The organism is Streptomyces sp. CHD11 (assembly GCF_018638295.1).
In the GTDB taxonomy this organism is placed as follows: domain Bacteria; phylum Actinomycetota; class Actinomycetes; order Streptomycetales; family Streptomycetaceae; genus Streptomyces.
On sequence record NZ_JABTTS010000009.1, the window covers coordinates 422,758 to 448,607 of the forward strand.

Consider the following 25,850-nt stretch of genomic DNA (forward strand, 5'->3'; position numbering starts at 1 on the left):
ACGGATGCGGTGCTTTCCGCATTCACCCGTACTGCACCGGGGAGCAAGACGCCCCCGGACGTCACTCGGTTCCCGGTGGTGTGCATGGCGCACAGACTACGCACCGCCAAAACCTGCCGAGCACAGAAGTTCACCTCAAATCAGGCAACTTGCTGGCAATGAATCAATGATGTGACCCCGTTCACCCCTCTCCCTCTTGTCGCATCCGGAAGACCGTTCTATCGTCATGATGTATCGAGTCGATACATCAGCTCGGCATAAGGACTGCGTTCCAGCCGTACACGAGGCCGTCACGGGTGACCGCGGCAGAGGGGAGGCGACGATGAGCCGGCGTTCCGGAATCCTCGAGTTCGCCGTCCTCGGCCTGCTCCGCGAATCCCCGATGCACGGCTATGAGCTGCGCAAACGACTCAATACGTCGCTGGGTGTGTTCCGTGCCTTCAGCTACGGAACGCTCTACCCCTGCCTGAAGACGCTGCTCGCCAACGGCTGGTTGATCGAGGAGCCCGGGAACACCACCGAGGACGCCCTCGCCGCTCCGCTCACGGGGCGCCGCGCCAAGATCGTCTACCGGTTGACGGCCGAGGGCAAGGAGCACTTCGAGCAGTTGCTCTCCCAGACGGGACCGGACGCCTACGAGGACGAGACCTTCGCCGCGCGGTTCGCCTTCTTCGGGCAGACATCGCGCGACGTACGGATGCGCGTGCTCGAGGGACGCCGCAGCCGGCTGGAGGAACGCCTCGAGAAGATGCGCTCCTCCCTGTCGCGGACCCGGGAGCGTCTCGACGACTACACCCTCGAGCTCCAGCGCCACGGGATGGAATCCGTGGAGCGCGAAGTGCGCTGGCTGAACGAGCTCATCGAGAGCGAGCGGGCGGGACGGGACCTGAAGAGGCCCGCCACCGGGGGATCCGCCCAGCAGGACACCACATCTGGAGCGACGGGCGGCCTGCCCCGGCCGGGGGAGAGCCCCCGGCCGGATACGCCCGACGACACCGCCACGTGAGACCCGTTCAGGGCCTCACTCGTACACACAGGGAGCAACCGGAATGGGTTCGGTTCGCGTAGCCATCGTCGGCGTGGGCAACTGCGCCGCGTCGCTGGTACAGGGAGTCGAGTACTACAAGGACGCCGACCCGGCGTCCAAGGTGCCGGGCCTGATGCACGTCCAGTTCGGCGAGTACCACGTCCGCGACGTCGAGTTCGTCGCCGCCTTCGACGTGGACGCCAAGAAGGTCGGTCTCGACCTCGCGGACGCCATCGGCGCCTCTGAGAACAACACCATCAAGATCTGCGACGTCCCCAGCAGCGGGGTGACGGTCCAGCGCGGCCACACCCTCGACGGTCTCGGCAAGTACTACCGCGAGACCATCGAGGAGTCCGACGAGGACCCGGCCGACATCGTCCAGGTCCTCAAGGACAAGCAGGTCGACGTTCTCGTCTGCTACCTGCCCGTAGGCTCCGACGACGCGGCGAAGTTCTACGCCCAGTGCGCCATCGACGCCAAGGTCGCCTTCGTCAACGCCCTCCCGGTCTTCATCGCCGGCACCAAGGAGTGGGCGGACAAGTTCACCGAGGCGGGCGTCCCGATCGTCGGTGACGACATCAAGTCCCAGGTCGGCGCCACCATCACGCACCGCGTCATGGCGAAGCTGTTCGAGGACCGCGGCGTCGTCCTGGACCGTACGATGCAACTGAACGTCGGCGGCAACATGGACTTCAAGAACATGCTCGAGCGCGACCGCCTCGAGTCCAAGAAGATCTCCAAGACGCAGGCCGTCACCTCGCAGATCCCCGACCGGGACCTCGGCGAGAAGAACGTCCACATCGGCCCGTCCGACTACGTCGCCTGGCTGGACGACCGCAAGTGGGCCTACGTCCGTCTCGAGGGCCGTGCCTTCGGTGACGTCCCGCTGAGCCTGGAGTACAAGCTCGAGGTCTGGGACTCCCCGAACTCCGCCGGTGTCATCATCGACGCCCTGCGCGCCGCGAAGATTGCCAAGGACCGGGGCATCGGCGGCCCGATCCTCTCCGCGTCCTCGTACTTCATGAAGTCCCCCCCGGTGCAGTACTTCGACGACCAGGCCCGGGAGAACGTCGAGAAGTTCATCGCCGGCGAGGTCGAGCGCTAGGACCTCCCGCTGCGGGCAGTCGAGGGTCTCCGGGTCGTAGGTCCCGGAGACCCTCTTCATATGTGAGGCTGTGCCTCATGGCCGTCGTCGGTGACCTGCGCGTTCTGCTGCGCTTCCAGGGCTTCAGACGCCTGCTCTCCGTCCGTCTGCTCTCCCAGGGCGCCGACGGCGTCTTCCAGGTCGCACTCGCCTCGTACGTGGTCTTCTCACCGGAGAGGCAGACATCGGCCGTGGCGATCGCCGCCGCGATGGCGGTGCTGCTCCTCCCGTACTCCGTGGTCGGCCCCTTCGCCGGGATCCTGCTGGACCGCTGGCGCCGCCGTCAGGTGTTTCTGTACGGCAATCTGCTGCGCGCCCTGATGGCGTCGGTGACCGCCCTTCTCATCCTCGGCCGGGTACCCGACTGGCTGCTCTTCGTCTCCGCCCTGTGCGTCACCGGCGTCAACCGGTTCGTCCTCGCGGGCCTGTCCGCCGCGCTGCCGCGTGTGGTGGACCACGAGCGACTGGTCGTCGCCAACTCGCTTTCCCCGACCGCCGGAACCCTCGCCGCGACCGCGGGCGGCGGACTGGCCTTCCTCGTCCGGCTGAGCGGCGCCGACTCCGACGCGGTGGTGGTGCTCGTGGGCGCCGCGCTGTATCTGGGCGCGGCCGTGGCATCGCTGCGTATGACGAAGGAACTGCTGGGGCCGGACCAGGCGTTGCTACGCCCCCGCCTCAGCGCGGCGCTCGGCGGCACCGCCCGCGACCTCAGGGCGGGACTGGGTCACCTCGCCGCGCCTCCGCGCAGAGAAGCGGCCTGGGCCCTCACGGCGATGTCGCTGATGCGGTTCTGCTACGGCGCCATGCTCGTCCTGCTGCTGATGCTGTGCCGGTACGCGCTGACCTCGACCACGGACCAGGGACTCGCCCTGCTGGGCCTGGCGTTGGGGGCTTCGGGTGCCGGCTTCTTCGTGGCGGCCGTCATGACGCCTTGGGCCGCCGGGCGGCTCGGGCCGGGCCGGTGGATCGTGGTGTGCGCCGCGTCGGCGGCGTTACTGGTCCCCGCGTCGGGCCTTCCGTTCGCCACCGTCCCCCTCCTCGCGGGGGCGTTCGTCCTTGGGGTGACCACTCAAGGCGCCAAGATCGCCACGGACACCATCGTCCAGTCCGCCGTGGAGGACGGCTTCCGCGGCCGGGTCTTCTCCCTGTACGACGTCCTGTTCAACGTGGCCTTCGTCGGCGCCGCCGGTGTGGCCGCCCTGATGTTGCCTCCGGACGGCCGATCGGTCCCACTCGTGGTAACAGTCGCCGTTATCTACGGAGCAGTAGCTGTGGCTATGACACGGTTTGAACGTCGATAAGTGTCACATCAATGCCACATTGCCTCATCCGGCTCCCGAGTTGTCAGTGCGGCCCGGTAACTTACGTGCGTCTTATCAGCGCAGCTTTTGCGCCACGCACCTATGTTTCAGGGGGATCCCCAAGTGACCACTCCACCGCCTCAGGGCAACCCGTTCGCCCAGGGCCAGCCGCAGCACCAGGGCCAGGCCCCTCACCCGCCCCAAGGCGGCTTCCCGCAGGCCGGCCAGCCTGGGTTCCCCCCGCCGGGCGCTCCGGTCCCGCCGCCGGCTCCCGCCAGGCGCTTCAACAAGACGCTGATACGCATCGTCGGCTTCATCGTCATTGCAGTTCTCATCGCTGTGGGCAAGTGGTTCTTCGGACAGACGGACGCAGAGACCGCGTCCGTGGGCAGCTGCATGCACAACAAGGGCACGCAGGTGGCCCCGGACCTCAAGGGAGTCGACTGCTCTTCGAGCGACGCCCAGTACAAGGTCGTCGAGAAGTTCGATGACACCAGCGACAGCGACAAGTGCGAGGCCGTCAAGGAGGCGACGATCTCCTACTACCAGACGGGTGACAGCAGTCACAATGTGGTTCTCTGCCTCAAGGAAGTGAAGTAACCCTTCCGCGCGGACCAGAGGGCGGTGTTTCACGTGAAACACCGCCCTCCGTCGTGCCAGCGGGTCATGTTTCACGTGAAACGTGACCCCGTTTCGCACTCTCAGTCGGGCTGCGCCGCCCACCACTCCTTGAGTGCTGTCACCGCCGCGTCATGGTCCATCGGGCCGTGCTCCAGACGAAGCTCCAGCATGTGCTTGTACGCCTCACCGACCGCCGGGCCAGGCTTGACGCCGAGGATCTCCATGATCTGGTTTCCGTCGAGGTCCGGACGGATGGCGTCCAGCTCCTCCTGTTCCTGAAGCTGAGCGATCCGCTCCTCCAGCCCGTCATACGCCCGGGAGAGAGCGGCGGCCTTGCGTCGGTTGCGCGTGGTGCAGTCCGAGCGGGTCAGCTTGTGCAGCCGACCGAGAAGCGGCCCGGCGTCACGGACGTAGCGGCGCACAGCGGAGTCCGTCCACTCTCCCGTGCCGTACCCGTGGAAGCGCAGATGAAGTTCGACGAGACGCGAGACGTCCTTCACCAACTCGTTGGGGTACTTCAGCGCCGTGAGGCGCTTCTTCGTCATTTTCGCCCCGACCACTTCGTGATGGTGGAACGAGACACGGCCGTCATTCTCGAACCGGCGCGTCCGGGGCTTGCCGATGTCGTGCAGCAGGGCCGCAAGCCGGAGGGTCAGGTCGGGGCCGTCTTCCTCCAGGGCCATCGCCTGCTCCAGGACGATCAGCGTGTGGTCGTAGACGTCCTTGTGCCGGTGATGCTCGTCTCTCTCCAGGTGCAGGGCCGGCAGCTCGGGCAGCACGTGCTCGGCGATCCCGGTGGCCACGAGCAGGGACAGACCCTTGCGGGGTTGCGAGGACATGATCAGCTTGTTCAGCTCGTCCCGCACACGCTCGGCCGACACGATCTCGATCCGCCCGGCCATGCCCGTCATCGCCGTGACCACCTCCGGTGCCACCTCGAAGTCGAGCTGGGCGGCGAAACGGGCGGCTCGCATCATCCGCAGCGGGTCGTCCGAGAACGACTCCTGGGGCGTGCCCGGGGTACGCAGCACACGCGTCGCAAGGTCGCCGAGACCACCGTGCGGATCGATGAACCGCTTCTCCGGCAGCGCGACGGCCATCGCGTTCACGGTGAAGTCGCGGCGGACGAGATCCTCGTCGATGGAGTCGCCGTACGACACCTCCGGCTTGCGTGAGGTGCGGTCGTACGCCTCCGACCGGTACGTGGTCACCTCGATCTGGAAGCTTCGGTCCGCTCCTTCGACGCGGGCGTCCTTCTGCGCACCGACCGTACCGAAGGCGATCCCCACCTCCCAGACGGCGTCCGCCCAAGGACGCACGATCTTCAGTACATCCTGCGGACGGGCATCCGTAGTGAAGTCCAGGTCGTTCCCGAGGCGGCCGAGCAACGCGTCCCGCACCGAGCCGCCCACCAGGGCGAGTGAGAACCCGGCCTCCTGGAAGCGGCGGGCGAGGTCGTCGGCGACAGGGGCGACCCGCAGCAGTTCACTCACGGCGCGGTCCTGCGCCTGGCTCAGGGCACTGGCTTCTTCGTTGGCATTCGGCACAACAGAAGAGGGTACGTGGCCGGACCGACGCGAGGCTCCTCACTTGGCTGCCCGGACACCCCCGCCGATACACGGACAAGACCCGCGTGCGCGATCTTGCGCACCGGTCCGCGGCACTTCCTCTCAGCATGCATCGTTACCATGCCTGGACGCACAATCCGACGAGCACTGACGACGAGGGACGGGCGAGCGCGTGGCCGAGGCGGCAGACTTCCAGGGGACACGTCCCTCACCTGCCCGCCGCTGGCTGCGGCGCACCGGAACACTGCTCGCCGGAGCGCCGCTGCTGGCGGGGCTTCTCCAGTTGCCGGCCGCGTCTCCCGCGGGCGCTGCCGGGCCGGACGCGCCCCAGGCCCCCGCCGAGTCGGGATCGGTCTCCGTGTCGGTCGACTCCCTCACCCCCGGTGCCCCCGGCGAGGGCGACACCGTGACCGTGACCGGGACGGTGACCAACAAGGGCAAGCAGACCGTCACCGACGCCCACGTCGGCCTGCGTGTGGGCCCTCTGCTGGATACCCGCTCGGGCATCGACACCGTCGCGAAGAACGGCGACGACCTCCAGAGCACCGTCGGCACGGAGATCGACGACAAGTACTCCCAGGAGTTCACGAGGCTCACCCCCGGAGTCTCCCGGCCTTTCACCCTCTCGGTGCCGGTGGACGAACTGGACCTCGGGCAGGACGGCGTCTACGAGCTGGCGGTGTCGCTCGCCGGGGAGACCTCGGCTCAGCCGTGGGAGCAGCCCCTCGGCATCCAGCGGACGTTCCTGCCGTGGAAGCCCGAGGAGGCCGGCACAAAGACCAAGACGACGGTCATGTGGCCCCTGATCTCCACGGTCCACATGACCGCGCAGACGGGCTCGGACGAACAGCAGACGCCGGTGTTCCACGACGACGAACTCGCCAAGGAGATCTCCCCCGGCGGCCGGCTGGACCGGATGGTGGCACTGGGCAGAAACCTCGGGGTCACCTGGGTGATCGATCCGGACCTGCTGGCCTCCGTCGAGGCGATGGCCGCCCGGTACGAGATCCTCGGTGAGGGTGACGAGAACATCGTCGGTGGCCACCAGTCGGTCGCCAAGCGATGGCTCACCGAGGTGCAGCAGGCCGTGGTGGACGAGGAGGTCGTCGCGCTTCCGTTCGGCGATCCCGACCTGGCCTCCCTCGCTCACAACGGCACCTCCGTCACCGGTTCGCTGAGCCACCTCAAGGAGGCGACCGAGGTCGCGTCCAACGTCGTGGAGTCGATCCTCCACGTGACGCCCACCACGGACTTCGCCTGGCCCGTCAACGGTGCCATCGACCCCTCCGTCGTCCGGGTCGCCACATCCGCCGGGGCGGACACGGTGATCGCGCGCAGCGACACCTTCGAGGAGACCGGCCTGCCGTACACGACCTCGGCGGCCCGCCCCATCGGCGGCGGCACCACGGCCGTCGTCGCGGACGCACGGCTGTCCACGGCGTTCCAGGGCGACATGACCAAGGCCTCCACGTCGGCGCTCGCGGTACAGCGGTTCCTGGCCCAGAGCCTGACGCTCGGCCTGCAGACGGACCGGCAGCGCAGTGTGGTCGTGGCGCCGCAGCGCACACTGTCCGCGAGCCAGGCGCAGACGATGGCCGAGGCGATCGGAATCCTTCAGGGCGGCACCTGGTCCGAGTCCCAGGACCTCACAGCCGCCGCCGGAGCCGAACCGGACCCCGGCGCCACCACCGAAGTCCCCAGGGCCTCGGCGTATCCGTCCTCTCTGCGCAAGCGGGAGCTCCCGAAGGCGACGTTCGAGCAGATCGCCAGGACGCAGGCCAAACTCGACAGGTTCAAGGTGATCCTGGCCAGGGAGTCCCGCGTGGTGACTCCGTTCGGACGCGCCCTGAACCGGGGCATGTCCGTGTCCTGGCGGGGCCGGCAGTCCGAGGCGGCGATCTACCGCAGCGGTGTCGAGTCGTATCTGGACGGCCTCATCGGCCAGGTGAGGCTGATCGACAAGTCGGAGACGAAACTCTCCGGCCGCAGCGCAACGATCCCGGTGACGGTCCAGAACAATCTGGTCCAGGGCGTGGAGAAGCTGGTACTGCGCCTCACGTCGACCAACCCGACCCGTCTGGAGATCGGCGGGGCCGCCTACGAGGAGCAGCCCGTCGCCGTCTCCGGCGGGCACAGCCAGTCGGTGAAGTTCACCACGTCGGCCAACGCCAACGGCAGGGCGACGGTGGTCGCCCAGCTGTACACAGAGGACGGCGACAAGTACGGCGCCCCCGTCACGTTCGACGTGAAGGTCACCGAGATCACCGCCACGGTGATGCTGGTCATCGGCGGCGGCGTCCTGCTGCTCGTCCTGGCCGGCTTCCGGATGTACACCCAGCGCAAGCGTGCCGCGGCCCGCGAGGCCGAGGAGCAGGAAGACCGGGCGGACGAGGACGCCGACGGCCCGCAGAACCCCGCAGCCCACGAGGCGCGTCTCTCCCAGGAGTCCGCCACGGGCTCGCGGGAGGACGGCCCCGAGCAGCCGAGTGACCCGGCACCGGACACCGCACCGGAAAGCGCCGACCCGTCCGGCACGGGTGAGAGAGTTGACCGTTGAGGATGTCGTGGCCGGTGGGCCCGGGACGATGAGGTGGGGTAACCATGAACGCGCCGTACGACGGTGACCGCGGCCATGCCGCGGGCAGCTCGGGCCACCCCGAGTCGGACCCTCCCGAGGGTCCGCCGCCCGGGCACGACCAGGTGCCGCCGCCACCCGCGGATCCGTACCTCCAGAACACGTACGCGCAGGATCCCTACCAGGAGCGGGACCTCGCCGCCCAGGACCCGGTCGCGGAGGCGCTCTACGACCGCGCCGCGCACCCGCCGCCCCCTCCGGGCGCGCACCCCCCTCAGCAGCCGCTTTACGGGCAGCCGCCCCCGTCGCCGTACGCTCCCGATCCGCGGGTGTGGGCGCGGCCTCCCGCACCGGAGCCGGACGGCCCGACGCAGTACCTGCCCTACGGCGACGACCCGCGCACCACACAGTTCGTGGGCGTGGACGACCTCGTCGGCCAGGCCGGCGACCAGCGCCACGAACCCGACGCCTTCGCCCATCTCTTCCGTGATCAGCAGCAGGGCGGTGGGGTCCCGGACCAGCAGCCGGGCGGTGGGCAGCACGGACCCGCACCGGTGACCGGCGCGCAGCACTACGCGTCCGCGCCCGTGCCGGGACCCGCGTCCCCGGCACCCGGCCACTACGCCGGGGCCACCCCGCCTCCCGCCGCCGAAGCACCCGTCCCCGAACCGGTTTCCGCCCCCGCCCCGAAGAAGGGCGGCCGGGCCGGGGGACTGCTGAAGTCGAGTGCCGTGATGGCGGCGGGCACCATGGTGTCCCGGCTCACGGGGTTCATCCGGTCCGCGATGATCGTCTCGGCGCTCGGCCTCGCCCTTCTGGGCGACTCCTTCCAGATCGCGTACCAACTGCCGACGATGATCTACATCCTGACCGTCGGCGGTGGCCTCAACTCCGTCTTCGTGCCGCAGCTCGTGCGGGCGATGAAGGACGACGAGGACGGGGGCGAGGCGTATGCCAACCGCCTGCTGACACTGGTGATGGTGGCCCTGGCCGGGCTCACCGCCCTCGCCTGGCTGGCCGCCCCCCTGCTGGTGCGCGCGCTGTCGAACCCCGTCGCGAGCGATCCCGCGGCCAACGAGGTCGCCGTCACCTTCACCCGCTTCTTCCTGCCCTCGATCTTCTTCATGGGCGTCCACGTGGTGATGGGTCAGATCCTCAACGCGCGCGGCCGGTTCGGCGCGATGATGTGGACCCCCGTTCTGAACAACATCGTCATCATCGTCACCCTGGGCACCTTCATCTGGGTCTACGGCACTGCCGGGGATTCGCAGATGAAGGTCACCAACATCCCGCCGGAGGGTATGCGGCTGCTCGGCGTCGGCGTGCTGCTCGGCCTCGTCGTCCAGGCCCTGGCGATGATCCCGTACCTGCGCGAGACCGGATTCCGGATCCGTCCGCGGTTCGACTGGAAGGGCCATGGTCTCGGCAAGGCGGCCATGCTCGCCAAGTGGACCATCTTCTTCGTCCTCGCCAACCAGGCGGGTGCGCTGGTCGTCACCCAGCTGGCCACAGCGTCCTTCGTCGACACGAAGATCGCCGGTACAGGTATCACTTCCTACGCCAACGCCCAGCTGATCTGGGGCCTGCCCCAGGCCATCATCACCGTCTCCCTGATGGCCGCGCTCCTGCCCCGCATCTCCCGCTCGGCGGCCGACGACGACGCCGGTGCCGTCCGCGACGACATCTCCCAGGGCCTGCGCACGACGGCCGTCGCGATCGTGCCGATCGCCTTCGGCTTCGTGGCACTCGGCATCCCGATGTGCACGCTGATGTTCGGCTCGTCGGGAATCGGGGCGGCCACCAACATGGGCTACATGCTGATGGCCTTCGGCCTCGGCCTGATCCCCTACTCGGTGCAGTACGTCGTCCTGCGGGCCTTCTACGCGTACGAGGACACCCGAACCCCCTTCTACAACACGGTCATCGTGGCCACGGGCAACGCGATCGCCTCGGGCCTCTGCTTCCTCCTGCTGCCGGCCCGCTGGGCCGTGGTCGGTATGGCCGCCTCCTACGGTCTGGCCTATGTGATCGGTGTCGGCGTCGCCTGGCGTCGGCTGCGCGACCGGCTGGGCGGGGACCTGGACGGCGCCCGGGTGCTGCGGACCTACGCCCGGCTGTGCATCGCCTCCGTTCCCGCCGCGCTGCTCAGCGGAGCGGCCTGTTACGGCATCAGCCAGGCCCTGGGTCAGGGAGTCCTGGGTTCGTTCGCCGCGCTGCTGGGCGGCGGGGCTGTTCTGCTCGGAACCTTCTACGTGGCGGCTCGGCGGATGCGGATCGACGAAGTCAACTCGTTGGTCGGTATGGTGCGCGGACGCCTGGGACGCTGAAGCGGGGGGTAGGCGCACAACCATCAACCGCCCCTGTGTGTCGTGCATAGCGGCGGACTGTGGGCACAATTGGTCTCGGCGTCGGCCGGCGCGCGACGGACGCCGGCCGATGGGCTATGGATGGGGAGGCAGGGAACGACGGTGGCAGAACGGAGCACAGCTGCCGTCGACGTGGCAGACAACAGCGGTGAGCAGCCGCTGACCGCACAGGCGGACCAGTCCACGGCCGACGGGGTGGCCAAGAACCGGGAGCGGGACACGGACAACGACGAGGCACAGGAGAGCACCGGGACCAGCGGTTCCGGGATGACCTCGCCGCCCGAACTGCACAGCGGCCACAAACTGGCCAGACGCTACCGCCTCGAGGAGTGCGTCACCCGTCTGGACGGATTCAGCAGTTGGCGTGCCGTGGACGAGAAACTGCGCCGCGCCGTCGGCGTCCACATCCTGCCCGCCGATCACTCACGTGCCCGGTCGGTACTGGCCGCGGCCAGGTCCTCCGCCCTGCTGGGAGACCCGCGTTTCGTCCAGGTGCTGGACGCCGTCGAAGAGAACGACGTCGTCTACGTCGTGCACGAATGGCTCCCCGACGCCACCGAACTGACGGCGCTCCTGGCGGCAGGACCGCTGGAGGTGTACGACGCCTACCAGATGGTCAGTCAGATCTCCGCCGCCATGGCCGCGGCACACCGTGAGGGCCTCGCTCATCTGCGGCTGAGTCCGAACGCCGTCCTGCGCGCCTCGACCGGGCAATGGCGCATCCGCGGCCTCGCCGTGAACGCGGCGTTGCGCGGCATCAGCTCCGACACTCCCCAGCGCACCGACACCGAGTCCATCGGTGCCCTGCTCTACGCGGCGCTCACCCAGCGCTGGCCTTACGAGAGCGACGCCTACGGTATGTCCGGCCTGCCGAAGGACATCGGGCTGATCCCGCCCGACCAGGTGCGGGCGGGTGTCCACCGCGGTCTGTCCGAGCTGGCCATGCGCGCGCTCGCCAACGACGGTGCCACCGCCTCGCGCCACGAGTCTCCGTGCACCACGCCGGAGGAACTGGTGAAGGCGATCGGCGAGATGCCCCGCATCCGTCCGCCTGAGCCCGCGTTCGCCACCCCGCCCGAGTACCAGCGCACCACGTACCAGCAGGGCACCTACGGTCGGCCCGCACCGCATCCCGGCGCCACCCAGCCGACACCGGTCCCGCCTCCCCCGCTGCAGAGCCGCACGGGCAAGGCCCTGAAGTGGGCCGTCTCGGCGCTGCTGATCGCCGCGCTGGGCCTGGGCAGTTGGCAGCTCGCGGATGCCCTCATGGAGCAGGGTGGCAAGGCGGAGGACACCAACAAGACCCAGACGACGGAAGGCGACGACAAGGGCCCCCAGAAGCCGGTCAGCAAGCCGATAGCGATTCAGGGCGCGCAGGACTTCGACCCGTTCGGCAACGGCTCGGAGAAGCCGGGTGACGTGGGCAAGGTGTACGACAGCGCACCCGACACGTACTGGCAGACGGACTACTACCTGAGCACGGACTTCGGTCGGCTGAAGTCCGGCGTCGGCGTGATCCTGGACCTCGGCAAGGTCCAGCGGGTCGGGAAGGTCACCGTCTCGTTCGTCGGTGACACATCGGTCGAGCTGCGCGGCGCTTCCGGCGACACGCAGCCCACGTCCTTCGACGGTTACACCAAGCTCGCCGAAGGATCGGGATCCACCGTGACCCTGGAACCCCGGAACGCGGCCGAGTCCCGCTTCCTTCTGGTGTGGCTGACGGAACTGCCGCAGACCAGCGAGGGCACCTTCCGTGGTCGCGTCGTGGACGTCAAGGTGAGCAGCTAGGCCTTCTGCGACAAGGGGAGGAGGGCCCATGACGGACGGCACCGCGTATGAGGGGACGGAAGACCGGGAACTGCTCACCCGGCATGTGGAGGGCGACCCCGACGCCTTCGGTGAGCTTGTGCGCCGTCACCGCAATAGGCTCTGGGCCGTGGCCCTGAGAACGCTCGGCGACCGCGAGGAAGCCGCCGACGCCGTCCAGGACGCCCTGGTCTCCGCCTATCGGGCCGCCCACACCTTCCGCGGCCAGTCCGCCGTCACGACATGGCTGCACCGGATCACGGTGAACGCCTGCCTGGACCGTGCCCGCAAGGCGGCCTCCCGGAAGACCACGCCGATCGACGACAGGGAGCGTCTGGAGCAGTTGCTGGAGCCGCACGAGTCCGCCTCGGCGCCCGCGGAACGCAATGATCTGCACCGCCAGCTCATCGAAGCGATGGGTACCCTTCCGCCCGACCAGCGAGCCGCACTCGTCCTGGTGGACATGCAGGGCTACCCGGTCGCCGAGGCGGCCCGCGTCCTCGACGTGCCCGTCGGCACGGTGAAGAGCAGGTGCGCTCGCGGCAGAGCCAGACTCCTGCCCCTGCTCACCCACCTACGGCCGGACGGCGACAGTGGGGGTACGACACCGGACGGGACACGGAACCGGACCCAGGGGACGTCCGTCCCACCCGCAGCGGGCCCGCGACGGCAGGACCCGCCGGACGCGGAATCGAATGACCCGGCTGCAGCGAAGGGCGGAGGTGGGCGAGCGTGACGTCGACGAAGAACATCGCGGAGCACCCGGATGTCGCGGAGATCTCCGACCTCACCGAAGGGCTCCTCCCTCCGGCCCGGAGCGCCGACGTGCGTCGGCATCTGGACGCGTGCGCTCTCTGCGCGGACGTTCATGCCTCACTCGAGGAGATCCGAGATCTGCTCGGCACGGTGCCGGGACCGGCCCCCATGCCTGACGATGTGGTCGGCCGTATCGACACGGCACTTGCCGCAGAGGCCCTGCTCCCTTCCACGGCGCTCGATCCCGACGTCTCCGAGGACCCCACGGTCACCGCTTCCGCAGCACCGGACGACGGCCAACCGCATGTTTCACGTGAAACATCGATGCCCTCGGGCCGGCCTACGGGGCGACCCCACCCCTCCACGACCGGCCCCGGTCGCAAGGGACGCCTGCCGCGTGGGCGCCGACGGATCGCCGTCCTGGGGGCCGTCTTCACCGTTGCCGCCCTAGGCCTCGGTTCAGCGGTGGTGGCGTCCATGAACAACGGCGCTGGCTCCGAAGAGGTAACCCGTACGACCGCGGCGGACACCTTCTCCGAGGACAGGCTGGAGAAGCAGGTGACCGATCTCCTCAGCAGGGACCAGGGACAGGGCAAGCTCTCCAGCTCCCCGCAGACCTTCGGCATGGAAGCGGAGTCCGGCGGCGCACAACCGAAGGTCCTCAAGGAGCCCGCGGTCCCGGAGTGTATCCGCGAAGGCATCGGGCGCAATGACGCCGCCCTCGCCACCGAGCAGGGCACATACCAGGGGAAGGCCGCACTGCTCGTCGTGCTTCCCGATACGTCGGACGACACCCGTGTCACCGCCTACATCGTCGAGACGACCTGTGTGGGCAGCCCGCCGTCGGCCACCGCGGCGGAGATTCTTCTGAAGCACTCCTATACACGCTGACACGCCGCGCTTGGTCTCCGTCCTCCGTGGTATCCCGTACGGTGTGCCCTTTCCCGCTCTCGCGGAGGGCCCCTGTGCGTGTGCGCGGGCACGCCGGGAATGCGCGCCCCTTAGGATCCGTTGGGTGGGATGAGACTTCCGACAGAAGCTCTCCCGGTCGAACGACGCAGTCCAGAGACGAGGAATCCAGCCGTGAGCGACGTCCGTAACGTGATCATTATCGGCTCGGGGCCCGCCGGCTACACGGCGGCGCTCTACACCGCCCGTGCGTCGCTGAAGCCCCTGGTGTTCGAGGGCGCCGTCACCGCCGGCGGCGCGCTGATGAACACCACCGATGTCGAGAACTTCCCCGGCTTCCAGGACGGCATCATGGGGCCCGAGCTGATGGACAACATGCGCGCCCAGGCAGAGCGGTTCGGCGCCGAGCTCATTCCTGACGATGTGGTCTCCGTCGATCTGACCGGAGACATCAAGACGGTCACGGACACGGCCGGGACCGTCCACCAGGCGAAGTCCGTCATCGTCACCACCGGCTCGCAGCACCGCAAGCTGGGCCTGCCCAACGAGGACGCCCTGTCCGGCCGGGGTGTCTCCTGGTGCGCCACATGTGACGGCTTCTTCTTCAAGGACCAGGACATCGCCGTGATCGGGGGTGGCGACACCGCGATGGAGGAGGCCACCTTCCTCTCCCGTTTCGCCAAGTCCGTGACGATCGTCCACCGTCGTGACACATTGCGCGCCTCCAAGGCGATGCAGGAGCGCGCCTTCGCGGACCCGAAGATCTCGTTCGTGTGGGACAGCGAAATCGCCGAGATCCAGGGCGATCAGAAGCTCTCGGGTCTGAAGCTGCGCAACGTCAAGACGGGGGAACTCTCCGACCTGGCAGTGACCGGCCTGTTCATCGCGATCGGCCACGACCCGCGCACCGAGCTCTTCAAGGGCCAGCTGGAGCTGGACGAGGAGGGCTATCTGAAGGTCGAGGCGCCCTCGACCCACACCAACATCACCGGTGTCTTCGCTGCCGGCGACGTGGTCGACCACACCTATCGTCAGGCGATCACCGCGGCCGGCACGGGCTGCTCCGCGGCTCTCGACTCGGAGCGCTTCCTCGCGGCTCTCGCTGACGAGGAGAAGCCCGAGCCCGAGAAGACCGCCGCCGTCTGACTCCCACCCGCCCCACGCATCAACCAGTTAAGGAGCCCGCTGTGGCCGGCACCCTGAAGAACGTGACCGACGACTCCTTCGAGCAGGACGTCCTCAAGAGCGACAAGCCCGTTCTGGTGGACTTCTGGGCCGCCTGGTGCGGCCCGTGCCGTCAGATCGCTCCGTCACTCGAGGCGATCGCCTCCGAGTACGGGGACAAGATCGAGGTCGTCAAGCTGAACATCGACGAGAACCCGGGTACGGCCGCCAAGTACGGCGTCATGTCCATCCCGACCCTGAACGTCTACCAGGGTGGCGAGGTGGCCAAGACCATCGTCGGTGCCAAGCCGAAGGCCGCGATCGTGCGCGACCTCGAGGACTTCATCGCCGAGTAAGGGCGAACCGTCGTTGCGGCGGTGCATGTTTCACGTGAAACACGAATGGGCCAGCCCCAGAGGGCTGGCCCATTCGCATGACGTTCTGAAGTCATGACGCGGTTCACGTATCAGAGCGGCCGCAGGGCCGGCTCCTTCTGTACGGCTCCGAGCAGCCGGTCCAACGCCATCTCCACGTCTTCCTTCCAGGACAGCGCTGTCCGCAGCTCCAGCCTCAGCCGCGGATACGCAGGGTGCGGCCGGACGGTCTTGAATCCCACGGCCAGCAGATGGTCGGCGGGCAGGACGCAAGCGGGCTCCTTCCAGCGGGCGTCACCGAAGACCTCGATCGCCTTGAAGCCCCGGTGGAGCAGATCCTTTGCCACCGTCTGCACGATCACCCGGCCCAGTCCCTGTCCCTGATACTCGGGCAGGACGAACGCGGTCATCAGCAGCACGGCATCGGGCGACACGGGACTGGTGGGAAAGGCCGTGGAACGAGCCACATAGGCGGGCGGAGCGTAGAGGACGAAGCCCACGGGAACATCGTCGACGTAGACGACCCTGCCACAGGATCCCCAGTCCAGGAGAACCGCCGAGATCCACGATTCCTTCTCGAGCTCGGACGTCCCGGCCTTTACCGCTGCCTCGCCGCTGACGGGGTCCCGCTCCCAGAAGACACACGAACGACAGCGCTGGGGGAGGTCCTGAAGGATGTCCAGCGTGAGCGGTACGAGCCGACGGCCCATGACGGCTGTTCCTCGCTTCCTTCGCCCGCTGCCTCACGGGCGGCTGTCAGAGCCCTCCGTTCCCGGAGCAGGCTCCCGATGAAGCCACTGACAACGCCTGCCCCCAGTCCTGCGCTCACCAGTCCGGTACGGCTCATCATGCGCATGGCTCCTGCCTTGCTCTGAGAGGTATTGCCGGGTGGATGCGCCCTGTCCCACGCATGGTATCCACGATGCGATTCCATCGATACCGCCAAAAGCAAAGGGTGGACCGTTTTCGGTATACACCGGATACGGTCCACCCTCAGAAGGCTGATCGGCTCGGCCGAACAGGTCGCCGGATCAGGACTCGGTCTCCGTGGGATCGTCCTCCACCAGGCTCTGCTGCAGCACGGGGCCCTCACCCGGAGCAAGGGTGCCCAGGATGCGCTCCAGATCCTCCATCGAGGCGAACTCGACGGTGATCTTGCCCTTCTTCTGTCCCAGGTCGACCTTCACCCGGGTCTCGAAGCGATCCGAGAGACGAGTCGCCAGGCCCGTCAGTGCCGGCGACACCAGCGCTCCGGCTCGCGGTCCCTTGGACCGCTGAGCCTTCTGGGGCCGTGATCCCATCAGGGTCACGATCTCCTCGACGGCCCGCACCGAGAGACCCTCGGCCACGATCCGGTGTGCCAGCCGGTCCTGCTCCTCGGAGTCCTCGACGGACAAGAGAGCCCGTGCGTGTCCGGCGGACAGGACACCGGCGGCGACCCGGCGCTGAACGGTGGGCGAGAGCTTCAGCAGCCGCAGTGTGTTGGACACCTGCGGGCGGGACCGGCCGATGCGGTCTGCCAGCTGGTCGTGCGTGCAGTTGAAGTCCTTCAGCAACTGGTCGTAGGCGGCAGCCTCTTCCAGCGGATTCAGCTGCGCACGGTGCAGGTTCTCCAGCAGTGCGTCCAGGAGGAGCTTCTCATCGTCCGTGGCTCGCACGATCGCCGGGATGGCCTCGAGACCTGCCTCGTGGCAAGCCCGCCACCGGCGTTCGCCCATGATGAGCTCGAACCGTTCCGGCCCGACCTGCCGTACCACGACCGGCTGGAGAAGACCGACCTCCTTGATGGAGGTGATCAGCTCGGACAGCGCGTCCTCGTCGAAGACCTCACGCGGCTGCCGGGGATTCGGTGTGATGGCGTCCAGCGGAATCTCAGCGAAGTAAGCCCCCAGGGGTGGCGCGTGCGACGCCGCCGTGCCCACCTCCGCGGAATCCTCTGCTTCACGTGGAACAGACGGCAGGGTAGCCACCTTCGCGGCCGCGACACCACGCTCGTTCGGGAGCACCGGAACCGAGCCAGGGGAGGCCGAGGCGGCACCTCCTACGGTCGGCGAAGCCGTCTTCTCTGTCGGGCCAGGGATCAGTGCACCGAGGCCACGACCCAGCCCCCTCCGTCGATCACTCACTGAACGCCCTCCACCATGCTCGGATCATTGTGCTGTGCGCCGATGTGCGCCTGCGGTGCGTCATAGCTGACGCCGACACCTCTCAGCGCGATCTCCCGTGCCGCCTCGAAGTAGGAGAGGGCACCACTCGACCCAGGATCGTAGGTCAGTACCGTCTGCCCATAACTCGGCGCCTCCGAGATACGGACGGAACGGGGGATGCTCGTCCGCAGGACCTCCTCGCCGAAGTGTGTGCGTACCTCGTCCGCGACCTGCGACGCGAGCCGCGTCCGGCCGTCGTACATGGTGAGCAGGATCGTCGATACATGCAGGGCCGGGTTGAGGTGGCCCCGGACCAGGTCAACATTGCGGAGCAGCTGCCCCAGGCCTTCCAGTGCGTAGTACTCGCACTGGATCGGGATCAGCACCTCCTGGCCGGCCACCAACGCGTTCACCGTGAGCAGGCCCAGGGAGGGTGGACAGTCGATGAGGATGTAGTCCAGCGGCTGCTCATAGGCCTGGATGGCCCGCTGCAGTCGGCTTTCCCGTGCCACCAGTGACACCAGTTCGATCTCCGCACCGGCGAGGTCGATGGTGGCAGGGGCACAGAAGAGTCCCTCGACGTCGGGGACCGGCTGGACAACCTCCGCGAGCGGTCTGCTCTCCACCAGCACGTCATAGATGGAGGGGACCTCGGCATGGTGGTCGATCCCCAAGGCTGTGGACGCGTTGCCCTGGGGATCAAGATCGACCACCAGGACGCGCGCACCGTGCAGAGCCAGTGAGGCCGCGAGGTTGACGGTGGTTGTCGTCTTCCCGACTCCGCCCTTCTGGTTGGCGACCACGATGACGCGTGTCTGCTCGGGCCGTGGCAGGCCCTCACCGGCACGCCCCAGTGCCTCCACTGCCAGTTGGGCAGCACGACCGATGGGAGTGTCGTCCATCGGGGGCGGTGTTTCACGTGAAACATCCGCCCCCATCGATTCGGTACGGGGACCGGGGACCGGGTCGGTCATCGGTCCCGCGATGTTGGCGTCGGACCGCAAGGATTCACTCTCCTCGACTTCAGGCTCGCAATGAACAGAGCCTCCCATGCCTTCGGGGTCGCGAACCAGTGAGGCCTGACGTTCTGTGGAGAAATCCACCTCTGTGGACAACTCCGTACCCCTTGAAGTGGGCGGTGTCTCGTCGGAAGCCGGCCCTTTCCCGAGCGAACCCAGAGGTTTCCGGTCACGGGGTTCGGCCGCAGCGCGGCCCCGACTGATGATGCCGTGCAGCAGTGAGCGACGTTTCACGTGAAACACGATGCACAGCGGCTGAGCCCGCGAAGCCGCGACACTCCGGCAGGTACAGGTGGGCAGCTTGTGTGGAGTACATCCGGCCCTCTCAGATGAGGTGCTGCGCCTCTCCTGTCACGCACTGCGGGACCAGAGGATCCACTCGCTATCCGCGTCGGCGTCGCACCCGTCCCGTACGTGCGGCCTTCGCGCGCTTGGCCGCGAACCGCACTCCGCCAGGGCTCTCCCCGACCTCGACCTTCACCACGGTGGACATCGGATCCACGATGCCCTCGCCCACATGCACGATCGACGTCGTCACAGCGCCGAGCTTACTCAACGCGGAGGAGGCGCTCTTCAGTTCCTCCTCGGCAGCGTCTCCCTTGAGCGCGAGCATCTCCCCGTACGGCCGCAGCAGAGGAATGCCCCATGTAGCCAGGCGGTCGAGGGGGGCTACGGCTCGGGCGGTCACCACGTGTACCGGCGGCAACTTCCCCATGACCTCCTCCGCCCGGCCCCGCACCACCGTGACATGGTCCAGGCCGAGCAGCTCCACGACCTCGCTGAGGAAGTTGGTGCGTCGAAGAAGCGGCTCCAAAAGAGTGATCTTGAGGTCCTCCCGGACCAGCGCCAGGGGAATGCCAGGCAGACCGGCTCCCGAGCCGACATCGCATACCGTCACGCCCTCGGGTACGACTTCCGAGAGGACCGCGCAGTTCAGCAGATGCCTCTCCCACAGGCGGGGCACCTCCCGCGGACCGATCAGGCCTCGCTGCACACCCGTTTCGGCGAGCAGCTCCGCGTAACGGACCACGTCCGCGAAGCGATCGCCGAACACCTCGCGTGCCTGCTCGGGCGCAGGGGGAAGCTCCGCTGCCTCCGTCACTGGGGGGACCGTCCTTCCGTGCCGTGCCGGCACGGGGCGCCGACACCAGAACCAGAACTATCAGGCTGACAAAACGCGGCCCCGTCTGCACAACAGACGGGGCCGGTGGAAAGCGAGCCAGTCAGGCCGGAAGCACGACGACGAAGCGCTGCGGCTCCTCGCCCTCGGACTCGCTGCGCAGGCCGGCTGTCTTGACCGCGTCGTGGACGACCTTGCGCTCGAACGGCGTCATCGGGTCGAGCCTCACGGGATTCCCACTGCTCCTGGCCTCGGCGGCCGCCTTCGCACCGATTTCCGACAGCTCGGTGCGCTTCCTGGCCCGGAAGCCGTCGATGTCGAGCATCAGGCGGCTGCGGTCCCCGGTCTCCCGGTGCACAGCCAGACGCGTGAGCTCCTGGAGCGCCTCCAGCACCTCACCGTCACGGCCCACCAGCTTCTGCAGATCACGGCCGCCCGAATCACTGATGATCGAGACAGAGGCGCGGTCGGCCTCGACGTCCATGTCGATGTCGCCGTCGAGGTCGGCGATGTCGAGCAGACCCTCCAGGTAATCCGCCGCGATCTCGCCCTCCTGCTCCAGGCGGGTCAGGGTGTCTGCGCCCTCGGCAGCGGCGGTGGTGGTGCCTTCCGTCACGGGATGGACTCCTTCTTACTTCTTGGACGGGGACTTGGGCCGCTGCGGACCCTTGCGCTGTCCGGACTGGGCCTTGCTGCGGGTACTGCCGGCGGGCTTGGCATTGCCCTTACCGGCAGCGGAGGCAGGCTTGCTGTCCTCGGTCCCTTCGGACTTGGTGAGCGAGGTGGTGGGCTCGTCCGCCGCCTTCGCCGTGCCGGACTGGCGCCGGGACTTGCTCTGCCGCTTCGGCTGCTGCCGCTTGGGAGCGGCTCCGGTGGCCGTACCGTCTTCCGCCTGCGCCGCGGTCGTGCTCTCGCTCTTGATCACCGTGCCGTCGGGCTGGGCCGCGAGACCCGCCTTGCTCAGACCGTTGATGAACTTGCGCTCGTACTCGTTGCGGTCCCGGCCCTTGGCGACGATGGCCTTGACGATGGCGCGCTCACCCCTGCTGCGGGTCCTGCCGTGCCGGGTGACGTGCTTGGAAAGGCGCTCCAGGTACGCGGACTGGGCCTTGGAACCCGGCGTGGGGTTGTTGTGGATGACGTACATCTGCTGGCCCATGGTCCACACGTTGGTGGTCAGCCAGTAGACGAGGACACCGACCGGGAAGTTGATACCGAAGACGGCGAACATGATGGGGAAGACGTACATCAGCATCTTCTGCTGCTGCATGAACGGCGTCTTCACCGAGGTGTCGACGTTCTTCGTCATCAGCTGGCGCTGCGTGTAGAACTGCGACGCCGACATCAGAATGATCATGATCGCGGTGACGATGCGGACGTCGGTCAGCGAGGAGTTCAACGCCTCGACCTTGTCCGAGCTGTCGGTGAACTTCGCCGCGAGCGGGGCTCCGAAGATGTGGGCCTTCTGCGCACTCTCGAGCAGACGCTCGTTGATCACGCCGACGGTGTCGTTCGACGCGATGCTGTTGAGCACGTGGTAGAGGGCGAAGAAGAACGGCGACTGGGCCAGGATGGGAAGACACGAGGAGAGCGGGTTGGTACCCGTCTCCTTGTAGAGCTTCATCATCTCTTCGGACTGGCGCTGCCGGTCGTTCTTGTAGCGCTCCTGGATCTTCTTCATCTCAGGCTGGAGCGTCTGCATCGCACGCGTCGCCTTGATCTGCTTCACGAAGAGCGGGATCAGGCAGATCCGGATCAAGATCACCAGGGACACGATGGACAGGCCCCAGGCCCACCCGGTGTCAGGGCCGAAAAGGGCGCCGTACACGCTGTGGAACTGGACGATGACCCAGGAGACAGGGGTTGTGATGAAGCTGAAGAGGCTGGCAATCGTGTCCACTAATCATGCTCCTTGGGCATGGGACGGGGTCTCTGCGGCCGGGCTCGAAGGACTCGTCGGACCTGTGGGAGAGATCCGTCCCTCGGTGGCCGGTTCGGCGGCGGAGGTCCCGCCCTTGCGTGCACGCCAGGCGTTACGCAGCATTTCGTGCCACCGCGGACGCTTACGCGGCGGGACATGGTCCACACCGCCCAGCGACCACGGATTGCACCGCAGAATGCGCCAGGCCGTGAGTGCTGTGCCCTTGAAGGCACCGTGCCGGTCGATGGCCGTGAAGCCGTAGCGGGAACACGACGGGTAGTACTTGCACACCGGCCCCAGCAGTGGACTGATCGTCCACTGGTAGATCTTGATCAGGGCCAGCAGTGGATACTTCATCGCGCGCCCCCTCCCAGCCGCCGCAGGGCGGCGTCCAGGTCTTGGGCCAGTTGTGCATGGTCGGCGTCGCCCGCACCGGGCAGCGCTCGTACGACTACCAGGCTACCGGCGGGCAGCCGGCCGATTCGCTCACGCATCAGATGACGAAGCCTTCGCTTCACCTTGTTGCGCACCACCGCGCCACCCACCGCTTTGCTCACAACGAAACCCGCACGCACCGGGGGAGCGCTCTCCCCAGGCGCATGCGGGTCCGTTGCACCGCTACGAAGGTGGACGACGAGGTGCTGGCGCCCGGCTCGGCGCCCTCGTCGTACCGCGGTCGCGAAGTCCTCGCGCCGCCTCAGCCGGTTGTCGGTGGGCAGCACGACGTCATGACCCGACCGGTATCAGGCGGACAGACGGGCGCGACCCTTGCTGCGGCGAGTCGCGAGAATCGCGCGGCCGGCACGGGTGCGCATCCGCAACCGGAAGCCGTGGGTCTTGGCGCGACGGCGGTTGTTCGGCTGGAAGGTGCGCTTGCTCACTCGGGGGCTCCAGAAGAAATCGATGTTTGCGGGGTGCCGTCCTGGCTGTCACCGTGCGCCCACGAGAAGCTCGCGTTACGCCCGAGTGCACCGCTGACCGATCATCTTGCGCGATCTGTGCCCATCGGAGGCAGGCGGCAGCAGCCATCGACAACTCGACCTGTTTACGGTACGCGCGGCTGCGCCATTCGGTCAAACCAGCGGTCGCCGGGAGACACTTGTCCACAGCCTGGGGACAACGACTTGAACCATACCCGCCGCGCTGACTACCGTGGCTGAACTCCGATTCGTTCCCTTGACCCTCCACCACCCGATTTACATCCCGACCCGTCCTCCGCATCACACGATCGAGGGACCTGTGAGAGAGCGTGCCCTGTGGCTGACGTACCTGCCGATCTTGCCGCAGTGTGGCCACGCGTACTGGAACAACTTCTCGGGGAAGGCCGCGGACAGGGTGTCGAGGGCAAGGACGAACACTGGATCCGGCGCTGCCAGCCGCTGGCGCTGGTCGCCGACACCGCGCTGCTCGCCGTGCCCAACGAGTTCGCCAAGGGTGTGCTCGAAGGCCGCCTCGCGCCCGTCGTCAGCGAGACCCTGAGCCGCGAGTGCGGCCGCCCGATCCGCATCGCGATCACGGTCGACGACACCGTCGGCGAGCCCTCCGGGGCGCCGGCGCCCCGGCCGCAGCCCCGCTATGAGGAGCAGCCGGAGCTCCCCAGCGACCGCCAGGACCGTCCCGACCGGCAGGACCACCGCGACCACCGCGACCACCGCGACCGCCAGGACCACCGCGACCGTCAGGACCGGCAGGAGCGCGAGCCGTACGAGAACCGTGAGCCGTACGACGGTTACGACGGCTACGGGCGCCGCCGCGACGATCAGCAGCAGGGCCCGTCCGGCGACCAGCTCCCCACGGCCCGCCCCGCCTACCCCTCGGAGTACCAGCGGCCCGAGCCCGGCTCCTGGCCGCGGCCGCCGCAGGAGGACTACGGGTGGCAGCAGCAGCGCCTCGGCTTCCCGGAGCGCGACCCGTACGCCTCGCCGTCGCAGGACAACTACGGCACCCAGGACTCCTACGGTCCCCAGGACGGGTACGGCGGACCGCCCTCGCAGGACTACCGCCCGCAGCCGATGGACCGGCCGTCGTCCTACGAACAGCAGCGCTCCGACTACGACACGTCGCGCGGCGACTACGGCCGGCGGGACGCCCGGCGCCGCGACCTGTCCGAACCGCCCTCCGGCTCGGGACATGTCCACCGCGGCGGTCCCGTGGGCCCGAACCTGCCCACCACCGGGGCACCCGGCCCGCTGGCGGCGCAGCCCGCCCCGGCGACCGGCCCGGGCGAGCCCACCGCGCGGCTGAACCCGAAGTACCTGTTCGACACGTTCGTCATCGGCGCGTCCAACCGCTTCGCGCACGCCGCCGCGGTCGCGGTCGCCGAGGCACCGGCCAAGGCGTACAACCCCTTGTTCATCTACGGGGAGTCCGGTCTGGGCAAGACGCATCTGCTGCACGCGATCGGGCACTACGCGAGGAGCCTCTACCCCGGCACGCGCGTGCGGTACGTGAGCTCGGAGGAGTTCACCAACGAGTTCATCAACTCCATCCGTGACGGCAAGGGCGACAGCTTCCGCAAGCGCTACCGCGAGATGGACATCCTGCTCGTCGACGACATCCAGTTCCTGGCGGACAAGGAGTCGACGCAGGAGGAGTTCTTCCACACCTTCAACACGCTCCACAACGCCAACAAACAGATCGTGCTCTCCAGCGACCGGCCGCCCAAGCAGCTGGTCACCCTGGAGGACCGGCTGCGGAACCGGTTCGAGTGGGGACTGATCACCGACGTCCAGCCGCCGGAGCTGGAGACGCGCATCGCGATCCTGCGCAAGAAGGCGGTACAGGAACAGCTCAACGCGCCGCCGGAGGTACTGGAGTTCATCGCCTCCCGGATCTCCCGGAACATCCGTGAGCTGGAGGGTGCGCTGATCCGGGTGACGGCGTTCGCCTCGCTCAACCGGCAGCCGGTGGATCTGGGGCTGACGGAGATCGTCCTGAAGGATCTGATGCCCGGGGGCGACGACTCGGCCCCGGAGATCACCTCGACGGCCATCATGGGCGCCACCGCCGACTACTTCGGCCTCACGGTGGAGGACCTGTGCGGCACCTCGCGCGGCCGCGCGCTGGTGACCGCCCGGCAGATCGCCATGTACCTGTGCCGCGAACTGACGGACCTGTCGCTGCCGAAGATCGGCGCACTGTTCGGCGGCCGCGACCACACCACGGTGATGCACGCCGACCGGAAGATCCGCAATCTGATGGCCGAGCGGCGCTCGATCTACAACCAGGTCACCGAGCTCACCAACCGCATCAAGGCCGGCTGAGGGTCCCCCCGGTCCGTCCAGGGCGTCTCCGGAGCGATCCGGAGGCGCCCTTCCTCGTGCCTCGGCCGTCCTGCTCTGTTCGATTTCAGAGCCGGGTTACGGGTGTCCTCCACAGATTCGGTGACTTTTTGCCGTCCACATGCTGGGGACCGAGAAGTTGTCCCGACCTTGTCCACAGCTCGGCCGGTCGAGGGACAATCGACCCAGGTCAACCACCTGTGGATTCGTGGACAAACGATCTCCACAGGCTGTGGACAGAGTCGCGGTCCACAGCCTGTGCAGGAAGTTGTCCACGGACAACCCACAGGCTGAGGCCGGTTGTCCCCAGCGATCACCCGCTTCTCCACATCACTGTCCACTGTTCGGCAACGCGACGCGCTCTCTCACCGGGGCGAGTGAAAGGCGTCACATCACGTTGCCTCGAGGGCCTGTGGGAAAGCGCCGAAAACCTGGGGACGGAGCTGGGGAGAACTAGCCCCTCCCTGTGCACGCAGTGTGCAGAACTTTCTGTTCTCCACAGATACCCCTGGTTGTCCACCGGCTCCGCCCACAGGCCCGGTGGACAAAAAAGTGGGCCTGAGCTGGGAAAACGAGGTTATCCACGGTATCCACAGGCCCTACTACTACTCCCGACTAGAGAGAGTGAGGAATCCGTTTAGAAGGGGGTCCTGTGCACAACTCGCTGTCCGGACCCCGACTGCCCCTCGTCACGACTTGACCCCGACGGGCACCTACTGTCAGTGCGGTGCGTCAGACTGGTCCCGGTGTC

22 protein-coding genes are annotated in these 25,850 nt (G+C 67.8%); 12 read left to right on the plus strand and 10 right to left on the minus strand.

Going from position 1 to position 25,850, the window contains the following annotated elements; genetic code table 11:
- The first annotated feature begins 322 nt into the window (after window positions 1-322).
- The 4 genes from HTV45_RS12615 (at window position 323) to HTV45_RS12630 (ending at window position 4,072) form a co-directional block, all read left to right on the plus strand.
- Entirely contained in the window at window positions 323-1,006 is a 684-nt protein-coding gene (locus tag HTV45_RS12615; RefSeq protein WP_215205790.1) for a PadR family transcriptional regulator, read from the plus strand.
- Between the two features lie 43 nt (window positions 1,007-1,049).
- Complete coding sequence (locus HTV45_RS12620; protein WP_215205791.1) at window positions 1,050-2,132, plus strand: inositol-3-phosphate synthase; 1,083 nt, start codon at window positions 1,050-1,052, stop codon at window positions 2,130-2,132.
- Window positions 2,133-2,209: 77 nt separating this feature from the next.
- Window positions 2,210-3,472 (plus strand): MFS transporter, encoded by a 1,263-nt coding sequence (locus HTV45_RS12625; RefSeq protein ID WP_215205792.1) that lies wholly within the window; start codon window positions 2,210-2,212, stop codon window positions 3,470-3,472.
- A gap of 123 nt (window positions 3,473-3,595) precedes the next feature.
- Window positions 3,596-4,072, plus strand: coding sequence for a hypothetical protein (locus tag HTV45_RS12630; RefSeq protein ID WP_215205793.1), 477 nt, complete (start codon window positions 3,596-3,598; stop codon window positions 4,070-4,072).
- A 101-nt stretch (window positions 4,073-4,173) separates the two neighbouring features.
- On the opposite strand, the gene HTV45_RS12635 is transcribed toward HTV45_RS12630, so the two are convergent.
- On the minus strand, window positions 4,174-5,640 hold the full coding sequence (locus HTV45_RS12635) for a CCA tRNA nucleotidyltransferase (protein WP_215205794.1): 1,467 nt from the start codon (window positions 5,638-5,640) through the stop codon (window positions 4,174-4,176).
- Window positions 5,641-5,833: 193 nt separating this feature from the next.
- Between HTV45_RS12635 and HTV45_RS12640 the strand changes: the two genes are divergently transcribed.
- The 7 genes from HTV45_RS12640 to trxA all read left to right on the plus strand — a co-directional run bounded on the left by HTV45_RS12640 (window position 5,834) and on the right by trxA (window position 15,593).
- A complete protein-coding gene (locus tag HTV45_RS12640) occupies window positions 5,834-8,218 on the plus strand; it encodes a DUF6049 family protein (RefSeq protein WP_215205795.1) in 2,385 nt (794 codons plus the stop codon).
- A 44-nt stretch (window positions 8,219-8,262) separates the two neighbouring features.
- Window positions 8,263-10,563 carry a murein biosynthesis integral membrane protein MurJ gene (gene murJ / locus HTV45_RS12645; RefSeq protein WP_215205796.1) on the plus strand — a complete coding sequence of 767 codons (2,301 nt, stop codon included), beginning with the start codon at window positions 8,263-8,265 and terminating at the stop codon, window positions 10,561-10,563.
- 141 nt (window positions 10,564-10,704) lie between these two features.
- The gene (locus tag HTV45_RS12650; protein WP_215205797.1) at window positions 10,705-12,390 is read left to right on the plus strand and encodes a protein kinase family protein; all 1,686 of its coding nucleotides are present in this window, start codon (window positions 10,705-10,707) and stop codon (window positions 12,388-12,390) included.
- 28 nt (window positions 12,391-12,418) lie between these two features.
- Entirely contained in the window at window positions 12,419-13,144 is a 726-nt protein-coding gene (gene sigM / locus HTV45_RS12655) for an RNA polymerase sigma factor SigM (protein WP_215205798.1), read from the plus strand.
- A complete protein-coding gene (locus HTV45_RS12660; protein WP_215205799.1) occupies window positions 13,141-14,055 on the plus strand; it encodes an anti-sigma factor in 915 nt (304 codons plus the stop codon). The genes sigM and HTV45_RS12660 overlap by 4 nt, the downstream gene beginning before the upstream one ends.
- 192 nt (window positions 14,056-14,247) lie before the next feature.
- On the plus strand, window positions 14,248-15,219 hold the full coding sequence (gene trxB / locus HTV45_RS12665) for a thioredoxin-disulfide reductase (RefSeq protein ID WP_215205800.1): 972 nt from the start codon (window positions 14,248-14,250) through the stop codon (window positions 15,217-15,219).
- Window positions 15,220-15,260: 41 nt separating this feature from the next.
- Entirely contained in the window at window positions 15,261-15,593 is a 333-nt protein-coding gene (trxA, locus tag HTV45_RS12670; RefSeq protein ID WP_103545205.1) for a thioredoxin, read from the plus strand.
- Window positions 15,594-15,703: 110 nt separating this feature from the next.
- Here trxA and HTV45_RS12675 read toward each other — a convergent pair whose 3' ends face one another.
- The 9 genes from HTV45_RS12675 to rpmH all read right to left on the minus strand — a co-directional run bounded on the left by HTV45_RS12675 (window position 15,704) and on the right by rpmH (window position 22,699).
- Complete coding sequence (locus HTV45_RS12675) at window positions 15,704-16,321, minus strand: GNAT family N-acetyltransferase (protein ID WP_215205801.1); 618 nt, start codon at window positions 16,319-16,321, stop codon at window positions 15,704-15,706.
- A 321-nt stretch (window positions 16,322-16,642) separates the two neighbouring features.
- Window positions 16,643-17,737: a ParB/RepB/Spo0J family partition protein gene (locus HTV45_RS12680; RefSeq protein ID WP_215205802.1), complete on the minus strand. Its 1,095-nt coding sequence runs from the start codon at window positions 17,735-17,737 to the stop codon at window positions 16,643-16,645.
- Window positions 17,734-18,810 (minus strand): ParA family protein, encoded by a 1,077-nt coding sequence (locus HTV45_RS12685; protein ID WP_215205803.1) that lies wholly within the window; start codon window positions 18,808-18,810, stop codon window positions 17,734-17,736. Before HTV45_RS12685 ends, HTV45_RS12680 begins: the two co-directional genes overlap by 4 nt.
- A gap of 349 nt (window positions 18,811-19,159) precedes the next feature.
- Window positions 19,160-19,879, minus strand: a complete 720-nt coding sequence (gene rsmG / locus HTV45_RS12690) for a 16S rRNA (guanine(527)-N(7))-methyltransferase RsmG (RefSeq protein ID WP_215205804.1) — start codon at window positions 19,877-19,879, stop codon at window positions 19,160-19,162.
- A 121-nt stretch (window positions 19,880-20,000) separates the two neighbouring features.
- The gene (locus tag HTV45_RS12695; protein WP_215205805.1) at window positions 20,001-20,513 is read right to left on the minus strand and encodes a R3H domain-containing nucleic acid-binding protein; all 513 of its coding nucleotides are present in this window, start codon (window positions 20,511-20,513) and stop codon (window positions 20,001-20,003) included.
- 15 nt (window positions 20,514-20,528) lie between these two features.
- A complete protein-coding gene (gene yidC / locus HTV45_RS12700) occupies window positions 20,529-21,797 on the minus strand; it encodes a membrane protein insertase YidC (RefSeq protein WP_215205806.1) in 1,269 nt (422 codons plus the stop codon).
- A gap of 3 nt (window positions 21,798-21,800) precedes the next feature.
- Window positions 21,801-22,175 carry a membrane protein insertion efficiency factor YidD gene (yidD, locus tag HTV45_RS12705; protein ID WP_215205807.1) on the minus strand — a complete coding sequence of 125 codons (375 nt, stop codon included), beginning with the start codon at window positions 22,173-22,175 and terminating at the stop codon, window positions 21,801-21,803.
- Entirely contained in the window at window positions 22,172-22,540 is a 369-nt protein-coding gene (gene rnpA / locus HTV45_RS12710; protein ID WP_215205808.1) for a ribonuclease P protein component, read from the minus strand. The genes yidD and rnpA overlap by 4 nt, the downstream gene beginning before the upstream one ends.
- A 21-nt stretch (window positions 22,541-22,561) precedes the next feature.
- A complete protein-coding gene (gene rpmH, locus HTV45_RS12715) occupies window positions 22,562-22,699 on the minus strand; it encodes a 50S ribosomal protein L34 (protein WP_003975051.1) in 138 nt (45 codons plus the stop codon).
- A gap of 375 nt (window positions 22,700-23,074) precedes the next feature.
- Here rpmH and dnaA point away from each other — a divergent pair, with 375 nt between their 5' ends.
- The gene (dnaA, locus tag HTV45_RS12720; protein WP_215205809.1) at window positions 23,075-25,081 is read left to right on the plus strand and encodes a chromosomal replication initiator protein DnaA; all 2,007 of its coding nucleotides are present in this window, start codon (window positions 23,075-23,077) and stop codon (window positions 25,079-25,081) included.
- The last annotated feature ends 769 nt before the right edge of the window (window positions 25,082-25,850 follow it).